This window comes from Finegoldia sp. P2-F-LR (assembly GCF_052932265.1).
The window spans coordinates 17,582-34,473 of sequence record NZ_JBRFJF010000007.1 but is presented as its reverse complement, the minus strand read 5'-3'; the positions used below and the strand labels follow the sequence as shown (position 1 = coordinate 34,473).

The window sequence follows — 16,892 nt, the reverse complement described above, 5'->3', positions numbered from 1 at the left end:
ATTTACTTCATCTGATATAGAAAATTGATTTATTGAATTATCCAATAAGTAGTTATTATTTGAACAATACTAAATATCAAATATGTTAAAATAAAAATGGGTGATAATATGAAAACAATAATAGTGTCGGGATTTTTGGGTTCAGGCAAGACAACTTTTATCAATCACATTTTGGGTTTTTCCAAAAATACTTTGGTATTGGAGAATGAATTTGGTGATGTGAGTATTGATTCAATGTTGATTAAAAACGACGATATAATTGAAATCAATTCGGGATGTATTTGCTGTGGATTGAAGAGCGATTTTAAGGAAATTATTCACAAAATCGACAAAGACCAATTTGAGTACATCATAATTGAGCCGACAGGAGTTGCGAAGCTAACGGATATATTGGAAGTTTTGAAAGACGAAGAGAATCTGCAAATACAAAAATGTGTGACAATTGTCGATTGCGATAGCTACATTTGCTTTCACGATGATTTCGGAGAATTTTTCAATGATCAAATAAAAAACGCTGATATAATATACATAACGAACATTGAAAACTTGGAAGAAGAAAAAATCGAAGAAGTGAAGAATTCAATCGAACAATTTAACAAGCATGCAATTATTCATAAGGAAGATTTCAGAAAGATAAATCCAAATGATATTGTAAGTGAATTTGAGGATAATAAAAAGCAAGACAAGCACAAATGTTGTTGTCACGGCGACGGTCACAAATGCTGTGGTAAGCATCATCACTACGAACACAATGAGCATTCTCACGAGGATTTTAGGTTTAAGACCAATGTTCAAAAGAAATTGAAATTCGATTCAAAGGAAGAATTAGAAAAGTTTGTGAACAAGGAAGGTATTGTCAGGGCAAAAGGAAATGTCGAGCTTTTAGATAAGAAAGTTTTCGTGAGCAAGACTTTAAGTGGAATTGAGATTTCTGATTCTACAAATGATAGTGATGATTTTGTAATAATCGAGGTGAATAATGGCTAAAGTTGGAACTTATGATTGTATTATAATGGAGACGACACCCATAACTGATCCGGGATTATTTGAAGATGCAGACTGTTTGGTAGAACATTTCAAGGATAAGGACTATGGAAGTATTCCTATGTCTTCTACATTAGAATCAGAAGCCATGGGTGCTGTTGCAGAACTTGGAAAAGTCAGCAAGTACAAGTACGATAATGTAGATGATATTGTGATTGATTTTGATTACAATCAAAAACATGTCAAAGCTTTGTTTGAAGCGATTGATAAGATGAAGGACGATAAAAGAGTAATTGTTGAGGTGGCCGGTCCATTGGTTATATTAGATAACTTGGCAAGCTCCGAGGTGGTTTTCAGATCTTTTAGGAAAAAACACGATAAAATCGTTGAACTTTACGATGAAATCAGAAAAGCTTTGGTAGAATATATTGAGAAGCTTGTCGATAGTGGAATAAAATTGATTAGTTTTTCCGATAGTTTGGCAGGAGCTGATATTATTGGGCCAAAACAAATGCAACTTTATGTCGATGAGTTTTTGATGAAATTTTTGGAAGATATTCAAAATATCGACAAACCATTTAATTTTCACTTATGCCCAAAATCCACAATGGCATTGATTAGTTTGGACAAAGCTGAGTTTAGACCAATTGAAAAAGATGAAGAACAAAGATATGTAGACTTTTTATTTGAAGAAAATCACAAGATTTTTGGAGACAGATGTATGAATTTGTCGGATAGAAAATTTAAGAAAATAAATGAAATTATAATTAGGAGGTAACATGGAAACACAACAAGAATATTTAGATAAAATGGCTGAAATGGTAGTAGAAATGGAAGATGAAGACATCGCAGATGTGTGCCAAGAATATATCGACAAGGGATTTGATCCAAAAACTGGTATATTTGACGGACTTATCAAAGGTATGACTGAAGCAAACAAACTTTATGATGAAGAAGAATATTTCATTACAGATATTTTACTTTGCAGTGATGCTATGTATGCTGGATTGGATGTTTTGGAAAAATACGTTGAAATGAACGATGACGACATACTTGGAATCGGAGTTATCGGAGTTGTCGAAGGTGATACTCACGATATCGGCAAAAACTTGGTAAAATTAATGATGGAAACTGCAGGATTTAAAATGATCGATTTGGGTCGTGATGTTAAATGTCAAGACTTCATCGATGCTGCTGTAGAAAACGACGCTGATTTGATTTGTATGTCAACTTTAATGACAACTACTATGGACAACATGGGTAAAGTTATCGAAATGTTAAAAGAACAAGGTCTTAGAGACAGATTCAAGGTTATGATCGGTGGAGGACCTATTTCTCAAGCGTTTGCAGATAAAATTGGAGCAGATTCATATACAGAAAACGCTGTTGAAGCTGTAGAAGCTGCCAAGCGATTAGTTGGAAAAGATAAGTAGTATAACAATGATTAATGAAAAAGATAGATTAAAGAATGCTTTAAATCATATTTTCATCGACAGAATTCCTGTGATTTGTCCGGGTGGAATGATGAATATGATATCCAAAGAGCTAATGGAATTGAAAGATATCTATCTTCCAGAAGCTCACTTGGATTCTAGGAAAATGGCTGATTTGGCAAAAGCTATCTACGACGAGAAAATTTTTGAGAATATCGGAGTTCCATTCTGCATGACGATTGAAGCTGAAGATATGGGTTCTGTTGTCGATTTTGGAAATGAAATTTATGAACCACACGTTATTGAATACGCATTCGATAACATCAAAGATTGGGAAAAGATAAAAGATTTCAAGAAGGAAGATTCCAGAAGTGATATCGTGATTGAGGCTATTAAAATCTTGAAGGACGAAGAAAAAAATGCCCCAATTATTGGAAATATCACAGGACCTGTTAGCACTGCATCTTCAATAATGGATTCTGTAAAATACTACAAGGCTCTTAGAAAAGACCCACAAAGAGTTCACGAATTTATGGATTATGTGACAGATCATTTAATAGAATTTGCGAATAGACAAATAGACGCAGGAGCAGATGTTATCGCAGTTTCAGATCCTTCTGGTACTGGTGAAATTATGGGACCTAAATTCTTCAAAGAATTCACTGTACAATATTTGAATAAGTTTTTGGATGGGATCAAAGACGTTCCAAAAATTGTTCATATTTGTGGAAGAATGACGCCGGTACTTGATTTGTGCAACGACATTCACTCTGATTGCTTGAGCTTCGACTCAATTGTATCTTTGAAAGATGCGAAGAAAGTTTTGAAGCATCACGTGTTGATGGGCAATGTGTCGACTTATGCGCTTGAATATTCAGACAGTGAAAAAATTCAAAAACTAGCTAAAATATCAGTAAACAACGGATCAAATATCCTGTCTCCAGCTTGTGGAATAGGTATGAGATCGCCACTTGAAAATTTGAAATCAATAATAACAGCATCTAAGAATTACGATTATGAAGATAAGAATTAATAATTTAAACAGAACAATTGAATTAGAAGACGGCAAAAGCTACAATTTGATGAATGCATTGCTTGAAAACGACATCTACATCGACAACTCATGCAATGGTAAGTTAACTTGTGGAAAGTGTAAGATAAAAGTTGTAGAAGGAAATGTCAACGAAATAACTGATACCGAAAAAAGACTTTTGAAAAAAGAAGAAATCGAAAACGGAGTTAGGCTTTCGTGTGCAGTTACAATGAGTGGCGATGTCATCGTGGAAACATTAAGCGAAAACAGCTCCATTGATGTACTTGATTCAGGAGATATGCCAGAGTTTGAAAAACAATACAGAGACGGCTACGGGATTTGCGTGGACATTGGTACTACAACTGTGTGCATGAATTTAGTAGATTTGAAAACTGGAGACATCATCGCGAAAAACTCCGCACTTAATGCGCAAACAAAGTACGGCTTGGATGTTCTTACGAGAATTACGTTTGAGTTTGAAAATGAAAATGCAGCGAAAATTCTACAACACAGCATTGTAAGTTCTATGAATAAATTGATAGACAAGATGATTGTCGAATCGAAAATAGATAGAAAGAGCATCAAAGAGATAGATATCGCTGCGAACACTACGATGATTCACATGCTTTTGGGTGTGGATGCGAGAAGTTTGGGGAAATTTCCATATAAGCCAGTATTCACTGAAGCGAAGACTTTGAAATGTGAAGACATCGGACTTAATTTGGATGCAAAACTTTACACATTGCCAAATGTTTCCGCTTACATTGGAGCAGATATCGTGGCGGGTGCTTATGTTACCGACATGAGAAACAGAGAAAACACTTTGTTTATCGACATTGGTACGAACGGCGAGATAGTTTTGAAGACTAACGAAAAATTGTACTGTTGTTCTTGTGCAGCTGGTCCTGCACTTGAAGGTATGAATATAAACTGTGGAATGAGAGCAGAACAAGGAGCCATTGAAGATGTTGTCATTGACGGGTCAAACGTCAAATTACAAACGATTGGCGACAAACCTGTAAAAGGGATTTGTGGTAGTGGTATTCTTGCTGTAATCAGCGAAATTGTTAGAAATAAAATCGTCAATAAGAGAGGTAGGATTATAGATCCAAACTCTGTCGATGATTTTAGAAAAGACTTGGTTAGAATTGTGGATAATAAAAGAGAGTTCATGATGAATGATGAACTTGTTATCACACAATCAGATATCAGACAAGTACAGCTAGCAAAAGGAGCGATACTTTCTGGTTTTATAAAACTTTTGGATGAAGAGGGATTGGATATTTCCGACTTGAACGAATGTATTGTCGCAGGACAATTCGGAAGTCATTTGAAACCATCTTCAATCGTAGGTGTGGGAATTCTGCCTTACGAAATTGAATCCAAAATAAGTTATGTAGGTAATTCATCTTTAATAGGAGCGTACATGTGTTTAATGAACGATAAAATAAAAGAAGAAATGTCCACTCTTGCAGAAGATATGAATTATATAGAACTATCAATGACAAAGGACTATGAAAAAATATTCGCTAAGGCGATGGAATTTCCAAAGGAGAGATGATTATGAAGAAAAAATTATTGGTATTGATGATGCTTGTGTTCTCATTGACAGCTTGTAACGCTGACAAAGATAAGACCCAAGAGCCACAAAAAACAGAACAAACACAAGAACAAGCAAAAACAGACGAAAACAAAACAGAAGAAAAAGCAGCAGACAAAGAAGCAACTAAGGTTCAAATCGTTGTTATGGATGAAGTTAACAACAAAGAAATCTTAAAAGAAGATGCTGAAATCAAAAAGGATGAAAATCTACAACAATACCTTGAAAAAAATCACAAAGCTGTTTTTGAAAAAGGTATGATGACTGAATTAGAAGGCGTAAAACAAGATCCAGCTAAAAAACAATACTGGATGTACTATGTTAACGACAAAATGGCAGAAGTAGGAATCGGCGATTACAAAGTTAACGAAAATGACAAGATAGAATTTAAATTTCAAGAAATGAAATAATGAAAACTAGTGATTTGACTAGAATTGCAATATTATCAGCAGTATGCATCCTGACAAGAATTTATTTGAATATAATTCCGAATGTAAAAATCTTGTCGGATGTCATACTGATACTTGCAATTGAAAAAAACCTAAAAGAGTCACTATTTGTAAATGCAGTCACGATGGTAGTCACAAGTTTTGTGCTTGGGTTTGGAATATGGGTATTATTTCAAGTGGTAGACTTTTTTATCTTGGCTGTATTTAATTATGTAATTTTCAATGTTTTTAATTTAAGAAAAACATTAATAACCAAAACTATATTTTTGTCCCTTTCGGGATTTTTGTATGGACTTATAATCACGTTGATGGAATGCATGACTGTTATGGGAATGAATGTATTCATTGCAAGATACATGACATCAATTCCATTTGATATCAACCATATGATTGGAAATGCTGTGATATATATTTTCCTAATATACAAGTTAGAAGATTATATTACAGGCAAGAAAAAAATCATAAATTAAAATCTTTACAAATATGTAATGAATTTTAAATTATATACAGTATTAAATTTATATGATATAATAAAATAAAATTGATAATGGAGGGATTATTTATGAATTTAAGAAAAAAATTAGTAGCTGGATTTTTGTGTCTAGCAATCGTAGGACTAGCAGGATGCTCTCAAAAAGCAGACGATAAGAAAACAGAATCAAACAAAACTGAAACAACTGAACAAGCTAAGGATGATTCTAAGAAAGAAGAAAAGAAAGCAGATGACGAAGTTAATGGAGTTTCTTTGAAAAATCCAATCAAAGTTGACAAAGAAGCTAAGAAAATCACTGTTTTATCTTCAGTAAATGGAAAATATTTTACAGAAAACACAAGACACGCATCTGTAAATACAGATGGTAGCAACGGTGCAAAATCAGTGCTTACAGCTTATGCTACTCCAGAAGATTTCTACAACGCCTTAATCGAAATCGGTGCAAAACCTGGTGAAAACATGACTCCAGACAATGCAGCTGAAACTCACGTTGAAGGATCTAAAATAGGTGCTACTGTAACTTGGGAAGGCGCTGGAAAAGATTATGACATTAACGAAGTAATCAAAGATAGCAATGGAAAGAAAATTGATTTTAGATTTGGTGGAAACCTAGAAAGAGCAAAAAACAAAAAAACAGGTTGCTTAACTTGCTTGGACTCTTGTCCAGTAGGAATTATTTCTAACACAACTTACACTAATGGAGCTGTAGAAAAGAGAAACGAAGTTAAATTTACTGGTAACCCTGATGTTCTTCCAGAAGATGGAACTTATGTAGCTGTAACTTATACTTTAGAAGATTAATAGAGGTATCAAGTGAAAAAGTTAAGAGCGATATTTTATTATTTAACTACGGGCGTAGCTATCGGGGTTTTAAGTTGTCTACTTTTGTTATTCAACGTAAATTTTGAGATGATGGTTAGCCAGCAGCTAGTAATGTTTATCTTTACGGCTTTTGGATTGATACTAGGAATTGCTTATACAAATATCAATAGATATGTATTTTTCGCTTTAGAAATTGCTATAGCCTTGATTGCTCTCATAGGAGGAAAAACTCAAAGTCTTATCTACATTGTAAAAGAGTTTATAATGTATCATGGACCAGTTAAGAATATTCTCATTCCTACAATCGCAGTTATCGTAATTGTTAACTTAATCAACCTCTATATAGTTCTTACTCAGAAGAAATATCAAAAGTATTATAGTAGAGAAGAACGTAAAGCTATGAGAGAAGAAGAAGTTAAACTTAGCGATTTAAGAGAAGAAAAAACACCAGAAGAAATAGCCGAACTCAAACACAAGAGGAAAATCCAAAGAATTATCGCTTTGGCAATCATTGGAATTTTATTGGGATTGTATTTCTTCGTACCTTCAATTAAAGCTAAAACTAATGAGGCTTTCTCTACGATTTCAAAATTAGATACTGATGTAGTTGTAGCATATTTGAGATCTTACGGAAAACAAGCAGCAGTTGTATCATTTATTTTGATGGTTCTTCAATCAATTGCGGCCCCTATTCCAGCATTCTTGATTACTTTATCAAATGCTGCAATATTTGGATGGGTTAAGGGAGCTATGCTTTCTTGGTCATCAGCGATGGCAGGAGCTGCACTTTGCTTTTTCTTAGCGAGAGCTTTAGGAAGAGATGCTGTTGAAAAACTTACAAGTACAGGTGCAATGGAAAGTGTTGACGTATTCTTCGAAAGATATGGAAAATATGCAATATTAATTTGTAGACTTTTACCATTCGTTTCATTCGACTTTGTAAGTTATGGTGCAGGTCTTACTAACATGGGATTCTGGTCATTTTTCATAGCGACTGGAATTGGTCAATTACCTGCAACAATTGTTTATTCATACGTTGGAGGAACATTGACTGGTGGAGCGCAAAAACTTTTCTTGGGTCTTTTGACATTGTTTGCATTATCAATCATGATTGGTATAGCTAAAAAAGTTTACAACGACAAACAAAAGAAAAAGGGCGGAAAAGTAGTAGAATAAAATTATAATCATAGGTCATTGATGTGGCCTATGATTTTTTTACAAAATTTTATTTGTAAAAATCTTACGCTTTATTTTGATAACGGAATAAATAAATTTGACAATAAAACTTTTTAGAATTAAAATTTAATTATGAAATCATTTTCTATAAAGATATAGAAATACATAGGAGGATATTTTGAATAAGAAATTTAAGGACGTCATTATTGTAGGATTTGCATTATTTGCAATATTCTTTGGCGCAGGAAACCTGATTTTTCCACCTTATTTGGGTGTGCTTTCGGGAACTGAGTACAAAAAAGCGATGCTAGGATTTTTGTTGACAGACCCTGTACTACCTATACTTGGCGTAATCATCACCGCTAAGCTAGGTGGAGGAGCAGAAGATCTTGGAAAAAGAGTTGGGAATAAATTTGCTAAGATTCTTGGAACCGTTACCATATTAACTATTGGACCGCTTTTTGCAATTCCTAGAACTGCAGCGACAACTCACGAAGTTTTTGTGTCTAAAGTTTTTCCAGGAACTCCAGAATGGGTAACTGCATTAATATTTTTCACGTTGACTGCGATTTTTGTATTTAATGAAACGGGTGTTATCGATAAAATCGGTAAGTATTTAACTCCTGGTTTGGTAATAATTTTATTAGTAATTATTGGAAAATGTATTGTGGATCCTATCGGAGTGATGAATATTGCGTCTGAAAATCAAATATTTTTGAAAGGTTTTGCAGAGGGATATCAAACGATGGATGCACTTGGTGCAGCTCTTATGACCGGTATTGTAGTGTCTGATTTGAAAAGAAAAGGATATGTCAATGACGAAGAAAGACTAAAGTTAGTTAAGTGGGTTGGACTTGTGGCATTTGTTCTTTTAACAATTATCTACGGTGGTTTGATTTACGCTGGAGCAACGGCTTCCAAATTATACACAGTGCAAAACACAAGAGTAGACATACTACTTGGAACTGTGCAAAATATTTTAGGTTCAGCTGGTAAAATTGCAATTGGTATTGCTGTGTCACTTGCTTGTTTGACAACATCTGTTGGACTCAGTGCGATAGCGGGGGATTTTTTCTCGAATATTACAAAGGGCAAATTGGGATACAAGCCGATTGTTTTAGGAACAGTTGTAGTTTCAGGAGTGCTTTCACTAATTGGGGTTGAAGGTTTGATCAAAGCAGCAGTTCCAATTTTATCTACGGTTTATCCAATTATTATGGTACTTATATTTTTAGGAATTTTTGAAGAACATATAAAATACGATATGATTTACAAAGGAGCAGTTCTTGCTACATTTTTGATAAGTTTTGTGGAAGTTTTGAATCAAAATTTTAAAATTTTTGAAGGTTTTACTGCTTTAATCAAAACTTTGCCTTTCAGCTCAGTTGGATTCGAATGGCTGTTACCTGCGATTGTTACTGGGGCTGTATTCGGACTTATAGCTTTTGTTCAAGATAAAAGAAAAATTGCATAACGAAAACAATTCAGCATAAAGTATATTCTTTGTGCTGTTTTTTGTGGAAAATGTCGAAAATCAAAGTTTTTAAAGTTTATTTTGCATTTTGTTTACAATTTGTTTACACATTACTAATTGATTAATTATATAATATAAATAGAATTAAAATTTATGGAGGATCTTATGGAAAACCTTATAGAGGTAAGAGGTCTTGTAAAAAAATACAAGGAACTCACTGCGGTGGATAATTTGGATTTGGATGTAAAAAAAGGAGAGATACTAGGGCTGCTTGGTCCAAATGGTAGCGGAAAATCCACAACTATCAATTGCATATTGTCACTTTTGAAAAAGGATGCTGGCAGCGTCAAGATATTTGGCAAAGAAATGTCTTCTGATGCGTATGATATCAAAAAAAGAATCGGCGTAGTGTTCCAAGATGTGGCGGTGTATGATGAATTATCAGTTTACGAAAACGTAGACTATTTTTGCGGATTATACATTCAAGATAAGAATGAACGAAAAAAACTAGTTGAAAGATCGTTGGATTTGGTAAGTCTTAATGATTTTGTGAAGTTTAAGCCGAAAAAATTATCGGGTGGTTTACTCAGAAGACTTAACATTGCATGTGGAATTGCCCATAAGCCTGAGATAATCATCCTTGACGAACCGACGGTTGCTGTAGACCCACAATCTAGAAATAATATTCTTGAGGGAATAAAAAAATTAAACAAGGAAGGTTCCACGATAATTTACACGTCGCATTACATGGACGAGGTTGATTTCTTGTGTGATGATATCGTGATTATCGACAAGGGCAAGGTTATCGCAAAGGGTACTTCAGAACAACTCAAAGATATGATTGAAATGAATGAGAAAATCAGTTTTACTTCGAAGGATTTGAGCGAAGATATTATCAATAAAATAAAAGCACTTCCACATTTGTTGGAATTTCAAAACAAGAATGGCTCTGTTAAACTCGACTTTGCACACGGTGATGGATACTTAATGAAGTTGGTTAAACTTCTCGACGAGGAAAATATTCAATATAGTTCTTTAAATGTTGAAAAGCCAAGCCTTAATGATGTGTTCTTGGAATTAACTGGTAAAGATTTGAGGGATTAAAATGTTTGTTCATTCATTTAAAAATACATTCAAGGTGCTTTTGAGGCAGCGAGCAATGCTTTTTTGGGCGCTTTTGTTCCCAATTGTGCTGGGGATTTTCTTTAAGCTTGCATTTGGAAATATTACTGAAAACTCCAAATTCAAAACTATTGATGTAGCTGTTAATGAAACTTTGATGCAAGATGAAAATTTTAAGATTTTCATGAACGATATGGAAAAGGAAAAATATTTCAAGGTTGTAGAATCTAATAGCGAAGATATTTTGAATAAAAACGAAGATGTAAAAGCCTACATTCATTCCATGGATAAAATCTACACTAAAAAATCTGGGATTTCGGAGACGATTGTGGAGACGATTATGAATGCATACACGCAAAAAGTGTCGATGATAACTAAGATAATGAATAAGAATCCAACAGCTGATATTGGAAAAATCTTGGGAGTGGATGATCACATTCAAGATATTTCCAGAAAAAACATGGATCCTGTCAATGTGTTTTTCTACACTCTTTTGGGGATGACTACTATTTACGGATATATGTGGGGACTGTTCGTTAGTTTCCAATACGAAGCGAACTTGTCTACCAATGCTAAAAGAAATGCTGTTTCTCCAACTAAAAAAGGCACTATGCTTTGTGCATCAGTTCTTGTAAGTTGGATAATAAATTTTTTAATAACTGTAATATTTATCGCGTATTTAAAATACGGGTTAAAAGTAGAATTTGGAGATAGAATGGGACTTGTAATCGCAATGGCAGGTTTGTCTTCACTTTGTGGAGTGACGCTCGGGATTTTAATAGGAGTGTCTAATAAGAAAAGTCTTGATACTAAAATCGGAATAGGTATTGCACTTACAATGTTGATGGCGTTTTTAGCGGGAATGATGGTTCCAGAAATAAAAGTAGTTATCGCAGAGAAACTTCCCATTATCAACAAAATAAATCCTGTTGCTGTCGTTACAGATGCGGTATATTCGTTGTATTATTACGATTCGATGGCACGATTTAATAAAGATATCATAAATCTTTTGATAATTACAGTTGTATTTGTCGTAGCGTCACTATTTTTCATGAGAGGTAAAGAGTATGAAAGTCTTTAAAAATTATTTTAAAATCACATGGGCACACAAAACTCCCATACTTTTGTACACGATAATATTTTTCGTATTGATGAGCTTTGCGACAAAAAACACTACACAAACTTCCTACAAACCCGTTGATGTAAATATTTATGTGCAAGACAAAGCGAACACCAAACTGTCCAAGTCTCTGTATGATTATTTGGACAAGAACGCCAAGATAAAAACAATGGATGAAACAATCGTAGACGACAAACTTTTCTACGATATTATCAACGCAGCTGTGATAATTCCAGAGGATTTCGATAAAACGAGGGAAGTTTTGTACAAAGTTGCTCCTAATAATGCTTATGCGATGGATATCAAAGAAAAGATAAATATTTATCTGAGCCAAGTAAGTTCCTACGAAAAAAGTGGATTTACTGAAGATGAGGCTATAAAAAATGCGAATGAGGATTTGGACAAAAAAATTGATGTTAGCATTAAAGATGGAAGTGTAAATTCAAAAAAAGACAAATCCAAATTCTACTTCAACTTTTTAAATTACCTGCTACTTGCACAAGTGATATTAGTCGTTTCAAATATCGCCTTGGTCTACAAAAAACAGCCGATTCTTATGAGAAACAACGTATCACCATGTCCAAGAACTAGAATTAATATGGAGTTAATGCTGGGTCATATCGTCACAGGACTTGTGTTCTGGTTAATTTACATGATACTTTTCTGTGTTTTGTACAAATACGATTTTACAAAGACTCACGTCAATCTTATGATGCTTAATTCGTTTGTATTCACGATATCTGTGGTGTCGATGGCTGTGATGATTTCAAACGTAATCAAAAATTCTAACACAGTTCAAGGAGTAATGAACATCGTTTCACTTGGATCGTCGTTTTTGTGTGGGGCATTTGTTCCGCAAGAATTACTAGGGAAAACAGCTCTTACAATAGGTAGAATTTTCCCAGGATTTTACTATATTAGAAACAATGAAATCTTAGAAGAATTTCCTGAAATTTCAAAAATTCTTCCTAATCTTTTGATAATATTAGGATTTAGCGTAGTATTTATAGTGATTTCTGTTTTGGCAAAACCAAAAGGTAACGATAATATCAACAAATAAAAATAAGGCTATGAGTTGTGTGCTCATAGCCTTTACTTTTGAGAAAAATTATTTTGTAATTAAATATACTAAAACTGATGCGATTGTCGTAGTCAACCCAACAGCTGCTTCGTAAGGAATAATTTTCAATCTATCAGCGATAGACATTTTGACAGATCCACCAGTTGCGTGGAAGAATGATCCGTGAGGAAGTGAGTCGATAACTGTCGCACCTGCATGAACCATAGCACCAGCATTTAGTGCAGTTACATTTGCATCGATTAATGATTTGGCGAATGTTTGAGATGCTATTGTACTTCCAGCAGTTGTACTTGCTGTTGCACCTCCCATTAAAATACCCGCTACTGGAGCAAGTATAAATGCAGGAAGATTAAATGCAGTAATCAAATTAATCATATCTGTTTGCAATGTCGAATTTTTGATAATTCCTGCTATTGTTCCCGTACCGATTAAAAGTGCACAAACTCCGATTATTTTTGAGAAACCGTAGTTGACATATTCTTTGGTATTCTTAGTTTCTTTTGTAGCTAATAAGCACACAAATCCTCCCAAAGGAAGTGCAATCAATGGGTCGATTGTGATTTTGGCAAGTGGTCTAAGTGCCAATAAAATAATTACAGTAACTGGCCCTATAATTGATGCGAAGAAACTTGGCAAGTTTGTTCTTTCAGAAGATTCCAAATCACTTGAATCTATGACATCAGTTTTTTTCTTTGCTAAAGCCATTGCAATAATAATCGTTACGATTAATGCGCAAATTGCAGGAATGATATTCACATACATCAAAGATGTAAGATTTAGTTTGAATCCTTCAGCAGTTGCAATAGTGTTTGGGTTAGGGCTGATTACATTACCAGCTTTTCCTCCACCAATCATAGCCAATAAAATGCTTGATTTGGAAAGATTTGATTTCTTACCAACTGCAAGGGCGATAGGTGCACAAGTGATAACTGAAATGTCGATGAAAACTCCGACAGCACAGATAATCATAGTAGAAATCGCAATAGCAATCAAAGCCTTTTGTTCGCCTAATTTTTTGATAATCGTGTCGGCGATTTTTTCTGCGGCGCCCGTTTTAACCAAACAGCCTGCCAAAATACCACTTGTCATAATTCTTAGAACTGAACTCATCATTGATTCAGAACCTTTTACCATGGCAGACACTGTTCCAACAAGTCCGCCTCCACCGATAAGTCCACCAACCAAAGCGCCTATGATAAGTGCGTAAGTTGCGTGGAAGTTTTTGATGATTAGAAAAATTGATAACGCTAAGCCTATCAATGCTCCAATCGTTGAAAATGTTACGTTGTCCATACTACCTCCATAAATTTATTAATTTCATTACTTGGTCAACACTTCTGTACAAGTTTTCTTCTGAAACTTTTTTATCCATAGCTTCATTTGTTTGCATACATTTATTTAGAATAGGGAAGAACGCATCGATTCCTCTTTCATTAACAGAGACTGCATCGTTATCGCAAACGCCGCAAAAAGCGATGACTTTTTTGTTGTATTTCTTTGCGAGCTTTGCAATTCCTACAGGAGTTTTTCCCATAGATGTTTGAAAATCCATCTTGCCTTCGCCAGTGATAACCAAATCAGAATTTTTGATTAACTCATCTGCTCCAAGCATTTCCAGAATAATTTCAATTCCTGGTTTTAATTCTGCATTTAAATAATTTTTGAAGGCATATCCCAAACCACCAGCAGCACCAGCTCCCTCAATCGTATCATTTGCACCAGGAATAACTTTTTTTGTAACTTCGTGATATTTGCCCAAAAGTTTATCCAATTCTTCGACTTGTTTTGGAGTTGCGCCTTTTTGTGGTGCAAATACTCTTGCCGAACCACGTTGTCCACACAATGGATTATCGACATCACAAGCTATTTGGAATGTGCATTCTTTAAGTCTTTCGTCGAAATTTTCCAAATCAATTGTTTCCAAATCTATAATTCCTATTGGACCGTTTGAGATTTCGATTCCATTTTTGTCAAAAAATCGCGCTCCCAAACTTCTCAGCATTCCCATGCCGCCATCTGTAGTTGCAGAGCCACCAATACCAATGATAAATTCTCTGATATTTTTATCCAAAGCATCCTTGATCATATCTCCAACTCCGAAAGTCGTAGCATTCATTGGATCCAAGTTATCTTTTATAAGCGTAAGTCCGCTGGATTCACTCATTTCCATAATCGCAAGTTTATCATCGACTATCAAATATCTAGCTGTGTGATGTTCCATCAAAGGATTATGTACATCGACTTCAACTATTTTAGCGTTTTTAATATCCTTTAATGAATCAATAGTTCCTTCTCCACCATCAGCAACAGGTTTTACGATTACTTTGTTAGAAGGATTTTTTTCACAAGCTTTTTTTATGATTTCTCCTGCTTCCAAAGAACTCAAACTTCCTTTAAAAGAGTCTATCAATACTAATATATTCATAACAACCTCCTATCTCAATTTTATAACAAACGATTGCACAAATGTATGTTTTATGTAATAATAATGTTAAATGAACAAACAAATTTATTATTATGGAGAACAAATGAGAATTTCTGATCACACTGCAAAAATGATAGTCGAAAAATTAAAAGATGTTATTGACTACGATTTGAACTTTTTTGACCAAGAAGGATATATTATTTATTCAACAAATTCAAATAGAATTGGCACTTATCACGAAGCTGCCAAGGAATGCGTAAAGCTAAACGAAACAATTTTTGTTGATAATGAAAAAGAATACGTTGGAGCAAAGAAGGGAATTAATATCCCAGTTACAATCGACGGAGAAATCATCGCCGTTATCGGCATTACTGGAAACAAAGACGAAGTTATGAAATACGGAAACATCATCAAAAAAATGACCGAAATACTCGTCAAAGAACAACTCGTTGAGAAGAACAAACTAAAAAAAAAGGACATGAACAAGTATTTGTTTGAGAGTTTGATAAATGAGTTGGACGATTACGGATTGTACAGATATCTGGAAAGTGAAGACGAAAAATACGTAATAGTCGGCAAAAACTCTGATAACAGATTTTTGTTGAAAGACTCCGAGCAAATCTACAAAATATTGGAGAATAATTTGTCCAATAATTTCGTATACAGTGTTTTTTATGGAGAAATTGTGATTCTTTCAAACAACGTAGACAAGATTATCATCAAGAAAAAACTGGAGAAAATTAGAAACCAAATTCACGATGCAATAGACAGTAGGGTGTATTTTGGCATCAGTGGGTCATTTAAAATGATTAGCCAATTTAAGAAAAACTATGACAATTGCATGGTTGCGTTGGATTGGTTGGATAATTTGCAAAGGAAAGAATGTGTTGTGGATTATTCCACATTGGATTTGGGAATTTTGCTTGGAAGTATCAAAAAAGACAGAATCAAAAAATTCAAGGAAGTCGTATTGAAAGATATTTCCGACGAAGATTACAATATTTACAAAGATTTGATAAAAATTTATGCGACAAATAATCAAAGCATAACAAAATGTGCTGAGGATTTGTTCGTACACAAAAATACCGTTCAGTACAGACTGAATAAACTTAGAGATATCACAGGACTTGACCCTAGAAATGTAGAAGATTTTATCAGGTTGTATTTGGCTTTTATATTGAATTAGAAAATGTAGTAAAAAGTAGCAAAGCCATCACGCACAAATATCTAGACTACAAAAATATGTATAGGTAGTTTCAAGACAATAAAACGCAAAAGCTCGTAATCCGCTCATCTGTCTACAAATATTGCTAAAGGTAGCTTCAAGATATACGAAAATAGACACCGATACGAACGAATATCTAGACTACGCAAATAAATAAATTCTAAGCTTGTGAATCTAAAATTGTGAACTCGCCTTCGGCTCAGACAGCACAATTTTTTTTACGATTCCCTTCGCTTGAATTTATGCTTATTTTCTCCGTATGATATTCTAACCGTATCGGTTTGTCTATTTTTATTTCATATATTTACATAATCGCTTGACGTCAAGATTTTAAAGGTACAATAAAACACAAAAACTCATAAACGTTCCATTTCGCTTGAATTTAGAACAATTTTTTCCGAATGATTCGATTGTTTACGATGTTTTTGGTTTGTTTCAATGCATTTTTATCAAAG

General features: G+C 34.1%; 16 protein-coding genes. 14 read left to right on the top strand and 2 right to left on the bottom strand.

Annotated elements, in window-relative coordinates; genetic code table 11:
* Nucleotides 1-108: 108 nt before the first annotated feature.
* From ACU68W_RS05355 to ACU68W_RS05295, 13 genes are all read left to right on the top strand, one after another.
* Nucleotides 109-987: a GTP-binding protein gene (locus tag ACU68W_RS05355; RefSeq protein WP_446756231.1), complete on the top strand. Its 879-nt coding sequence runs from the start codon at nucleotides 109-111 to the stop codon at nucleotides 985-987.
* On the top strand, nucleotides 980-1,762 hold the full coding sequence (locus ACU68W_RS05350) for a uroporphyrinogen decarboxylase family protein (RefSeq protein ID WP_094223087.1): 783 nt from the start codon (nucleotides 980-982) through the stop codon (nucleotides 1,760-1,762). Before ACU68W_RS05355 ends, ACU68W_RS05350 begins: the two co-directional genes overlap by 8 nt.
* A gap of 1 nt (nucleotide 1,763) precedes the next feature.
* Entirely contained in the window at nucleotides 1,764-2,417 is a 654-nt protein-coding gene (locus tag ACU68W_RS05345; protein ID WP_094223088.1) for a corrinoid protein, read from the top strand.
* A gap of 7 nt (nucleotides 2,418-2,424) precedes the next feature.
* A complete protein-coding gene (locus ACU68W_RS05340; protein WP_094223089.1) occupies nucleotides 2,425-3,450 on the top strand; it encodes an MtaA/CmuA family methyltransferase in 1,026 nt (341 codons plus the stop codon).
* Entirely contained in the window at nucleotides 3,434-5,011 is a 1,578-nt protein-coding gene (locus ACU68W_RS05335) for an ASKHA domain-containing protein (protein ID WP_446756230.1), read from the top strand. Before ACU68W_RS05340 ends, ACU68W_RS05335 begins: the two co-directional genes overlap by 17 nt.
* Before the next feature lie 2 nt (nucleotides 5,012-5,013).
* Nucleotides 5,014-5,460 carry a DUF4430 domain-containing protein gene (locus tag ACU68W_RS05330; protein ID WP_242433512.1) on the top strand — a complete coding sequence of 149 codons (447 nt, stop codon included), beginning with the start codon at nucleotides 5,014-5,016 and terminating at the stop codon, nucleotides 5,458-5,460.
* On the top strand, nucleotides 5,460-5,969 hold the full coding sequence (locus ACU68W_RS05325) for a hypothetical protein (RefSeq protein ID WP_446756229.1): 510 nt from the start codon (nucleotides 5,460-5,462) through the stop codon (nucleotides 5,967-5,969). The genes ACU68W_RS05330 and ACU68W_RS05325 overlap by 1 nt, the downstream gene beginning before the upstream one ends.
* Nucleotides 5,970-6,061: 92 nt before the next feature.
* Entirely contained in the window at nucleotides 6,062-6,793 is a 732-nt protein-coding gene (locus ACU68W_RS05320) for a YdjY domain-containing protein (RefSeq protein WP_094223091.1), read from the top strand.
* Between the two features lie 12 nt (nucleotides 6,794-6,805).
* Complete coding sequence (locus ACU68W_RS05315; protein ID WP_446756228.1) at nucleotides 6,806-7,990, top strand: TVP38/TMEM64 family protein; 1,185 nt, start codon at nucleotides 6,806-6,808, stop codon at nucleotides 7,988-7,990.
* A 178-nt stretch (nucleotides 7,991-8,168) separates the two neighbouring features.
* Entirely contained in the window at nucleotides 8,169-9,464 is a 1,296-nt protein-coding gene (gene brnQ / locus ACU68W_RS05310; RefSeq protein WP_446756227.1) for a branched-chain amino acid transport system II carrier protein, read from the top strand.
* 165 nt (nucleotides 9,465-9,629) lie between these two features.
* Nucleotides 9,630-10,568 (top strand): ATP-binding cassette domain-containing protein, encoded by a 939-nt coding sequence (locus ACU68W_RS05305; protein WP_446756226.1) that lies wholly within the window; start codon nucleotides 9,630-9,632, stop codon nucleotides 10,566-10,568.
* A gap of 1 nt (nucleotide 10,569) precedes the next feature.
* The gene (locus ACU68W_RS05300) at nucleotides 10,570-11,667 is read left to right on the top strand and encodes an ABC transporter permease (protein WP_446756225.1); all 1,098 of its coding nucleotides are present in this window, start codon (nucleotides 10,570-10,572) and stop codon (nucleotides 11,665-11,667) included.
* Nucleotides 11,654-12,766 (top strand): ABC transporter permease, encoded by a 1,113-nt coding sequence (locus ACU68W_RS05295; protein WP_446756224.1) that lies wholly within the window; start codon nucleotides 11,654-11,656, stop codon nucleotides 12,764-12,766. Before ACU68W_RS05300 ends, ACU68W_RS05295 begins: the two co-directional genes overlap by 14 nt.
* Before the next feature lie 48 nt (nucleotides 12,767-12,814).
* Here the strand turns inward: ACU68W_RS05295 and ACU68W_RS05290 are convergent, their stop codons facing one another.
* Together ACU68W_RS05290 and ACU68W_RS05285 are read right to left on the bottom strand one after the other, a co-directional pair.
* Nucleotides 12,815-14,080 carry a GntP family permease gene (locus ACU68W_RS05290; protein ID WP_446756223.1) on the bottom strand — a complete coding sequence of 422 codons (1,266 nt, stop codon included), beginning with the start codon at nucleotides 14,078-14,080 and terminating at the stop codon, nucleotides 12,815-12,817.
* A gap of 1 nt (nucleotide 14,081) precedes the next feature.
* A complete protein-coding gene (locus ACU68W_RS05285; protein WP_446756222.1) occupies nucleotides 14,082-15,212 on the bottom strand; it encodes a glycerate kinase family protein in 1,131 nt (376 codons plus the stop codon).
* Nucleotides 15,213-15,315: 103 nt separating this feature from the next.
* Here ACU68W_RS05285 and ACU68W_RS05280 point away from each other — a divergent pair, with 103 nt between their 5' ends.
* Entirely contained in the window at nucleotides 15,316-16,398 is a 1,083-nt protein-coding gene (locus ACU68W_RS05280; RefSeq protein WP_446756221.1) for a CdaR family transcriptional regulator, read from the top strand.
* Nucleotides 16,399-16,892 lie beyond the last annotated feature (494 nt).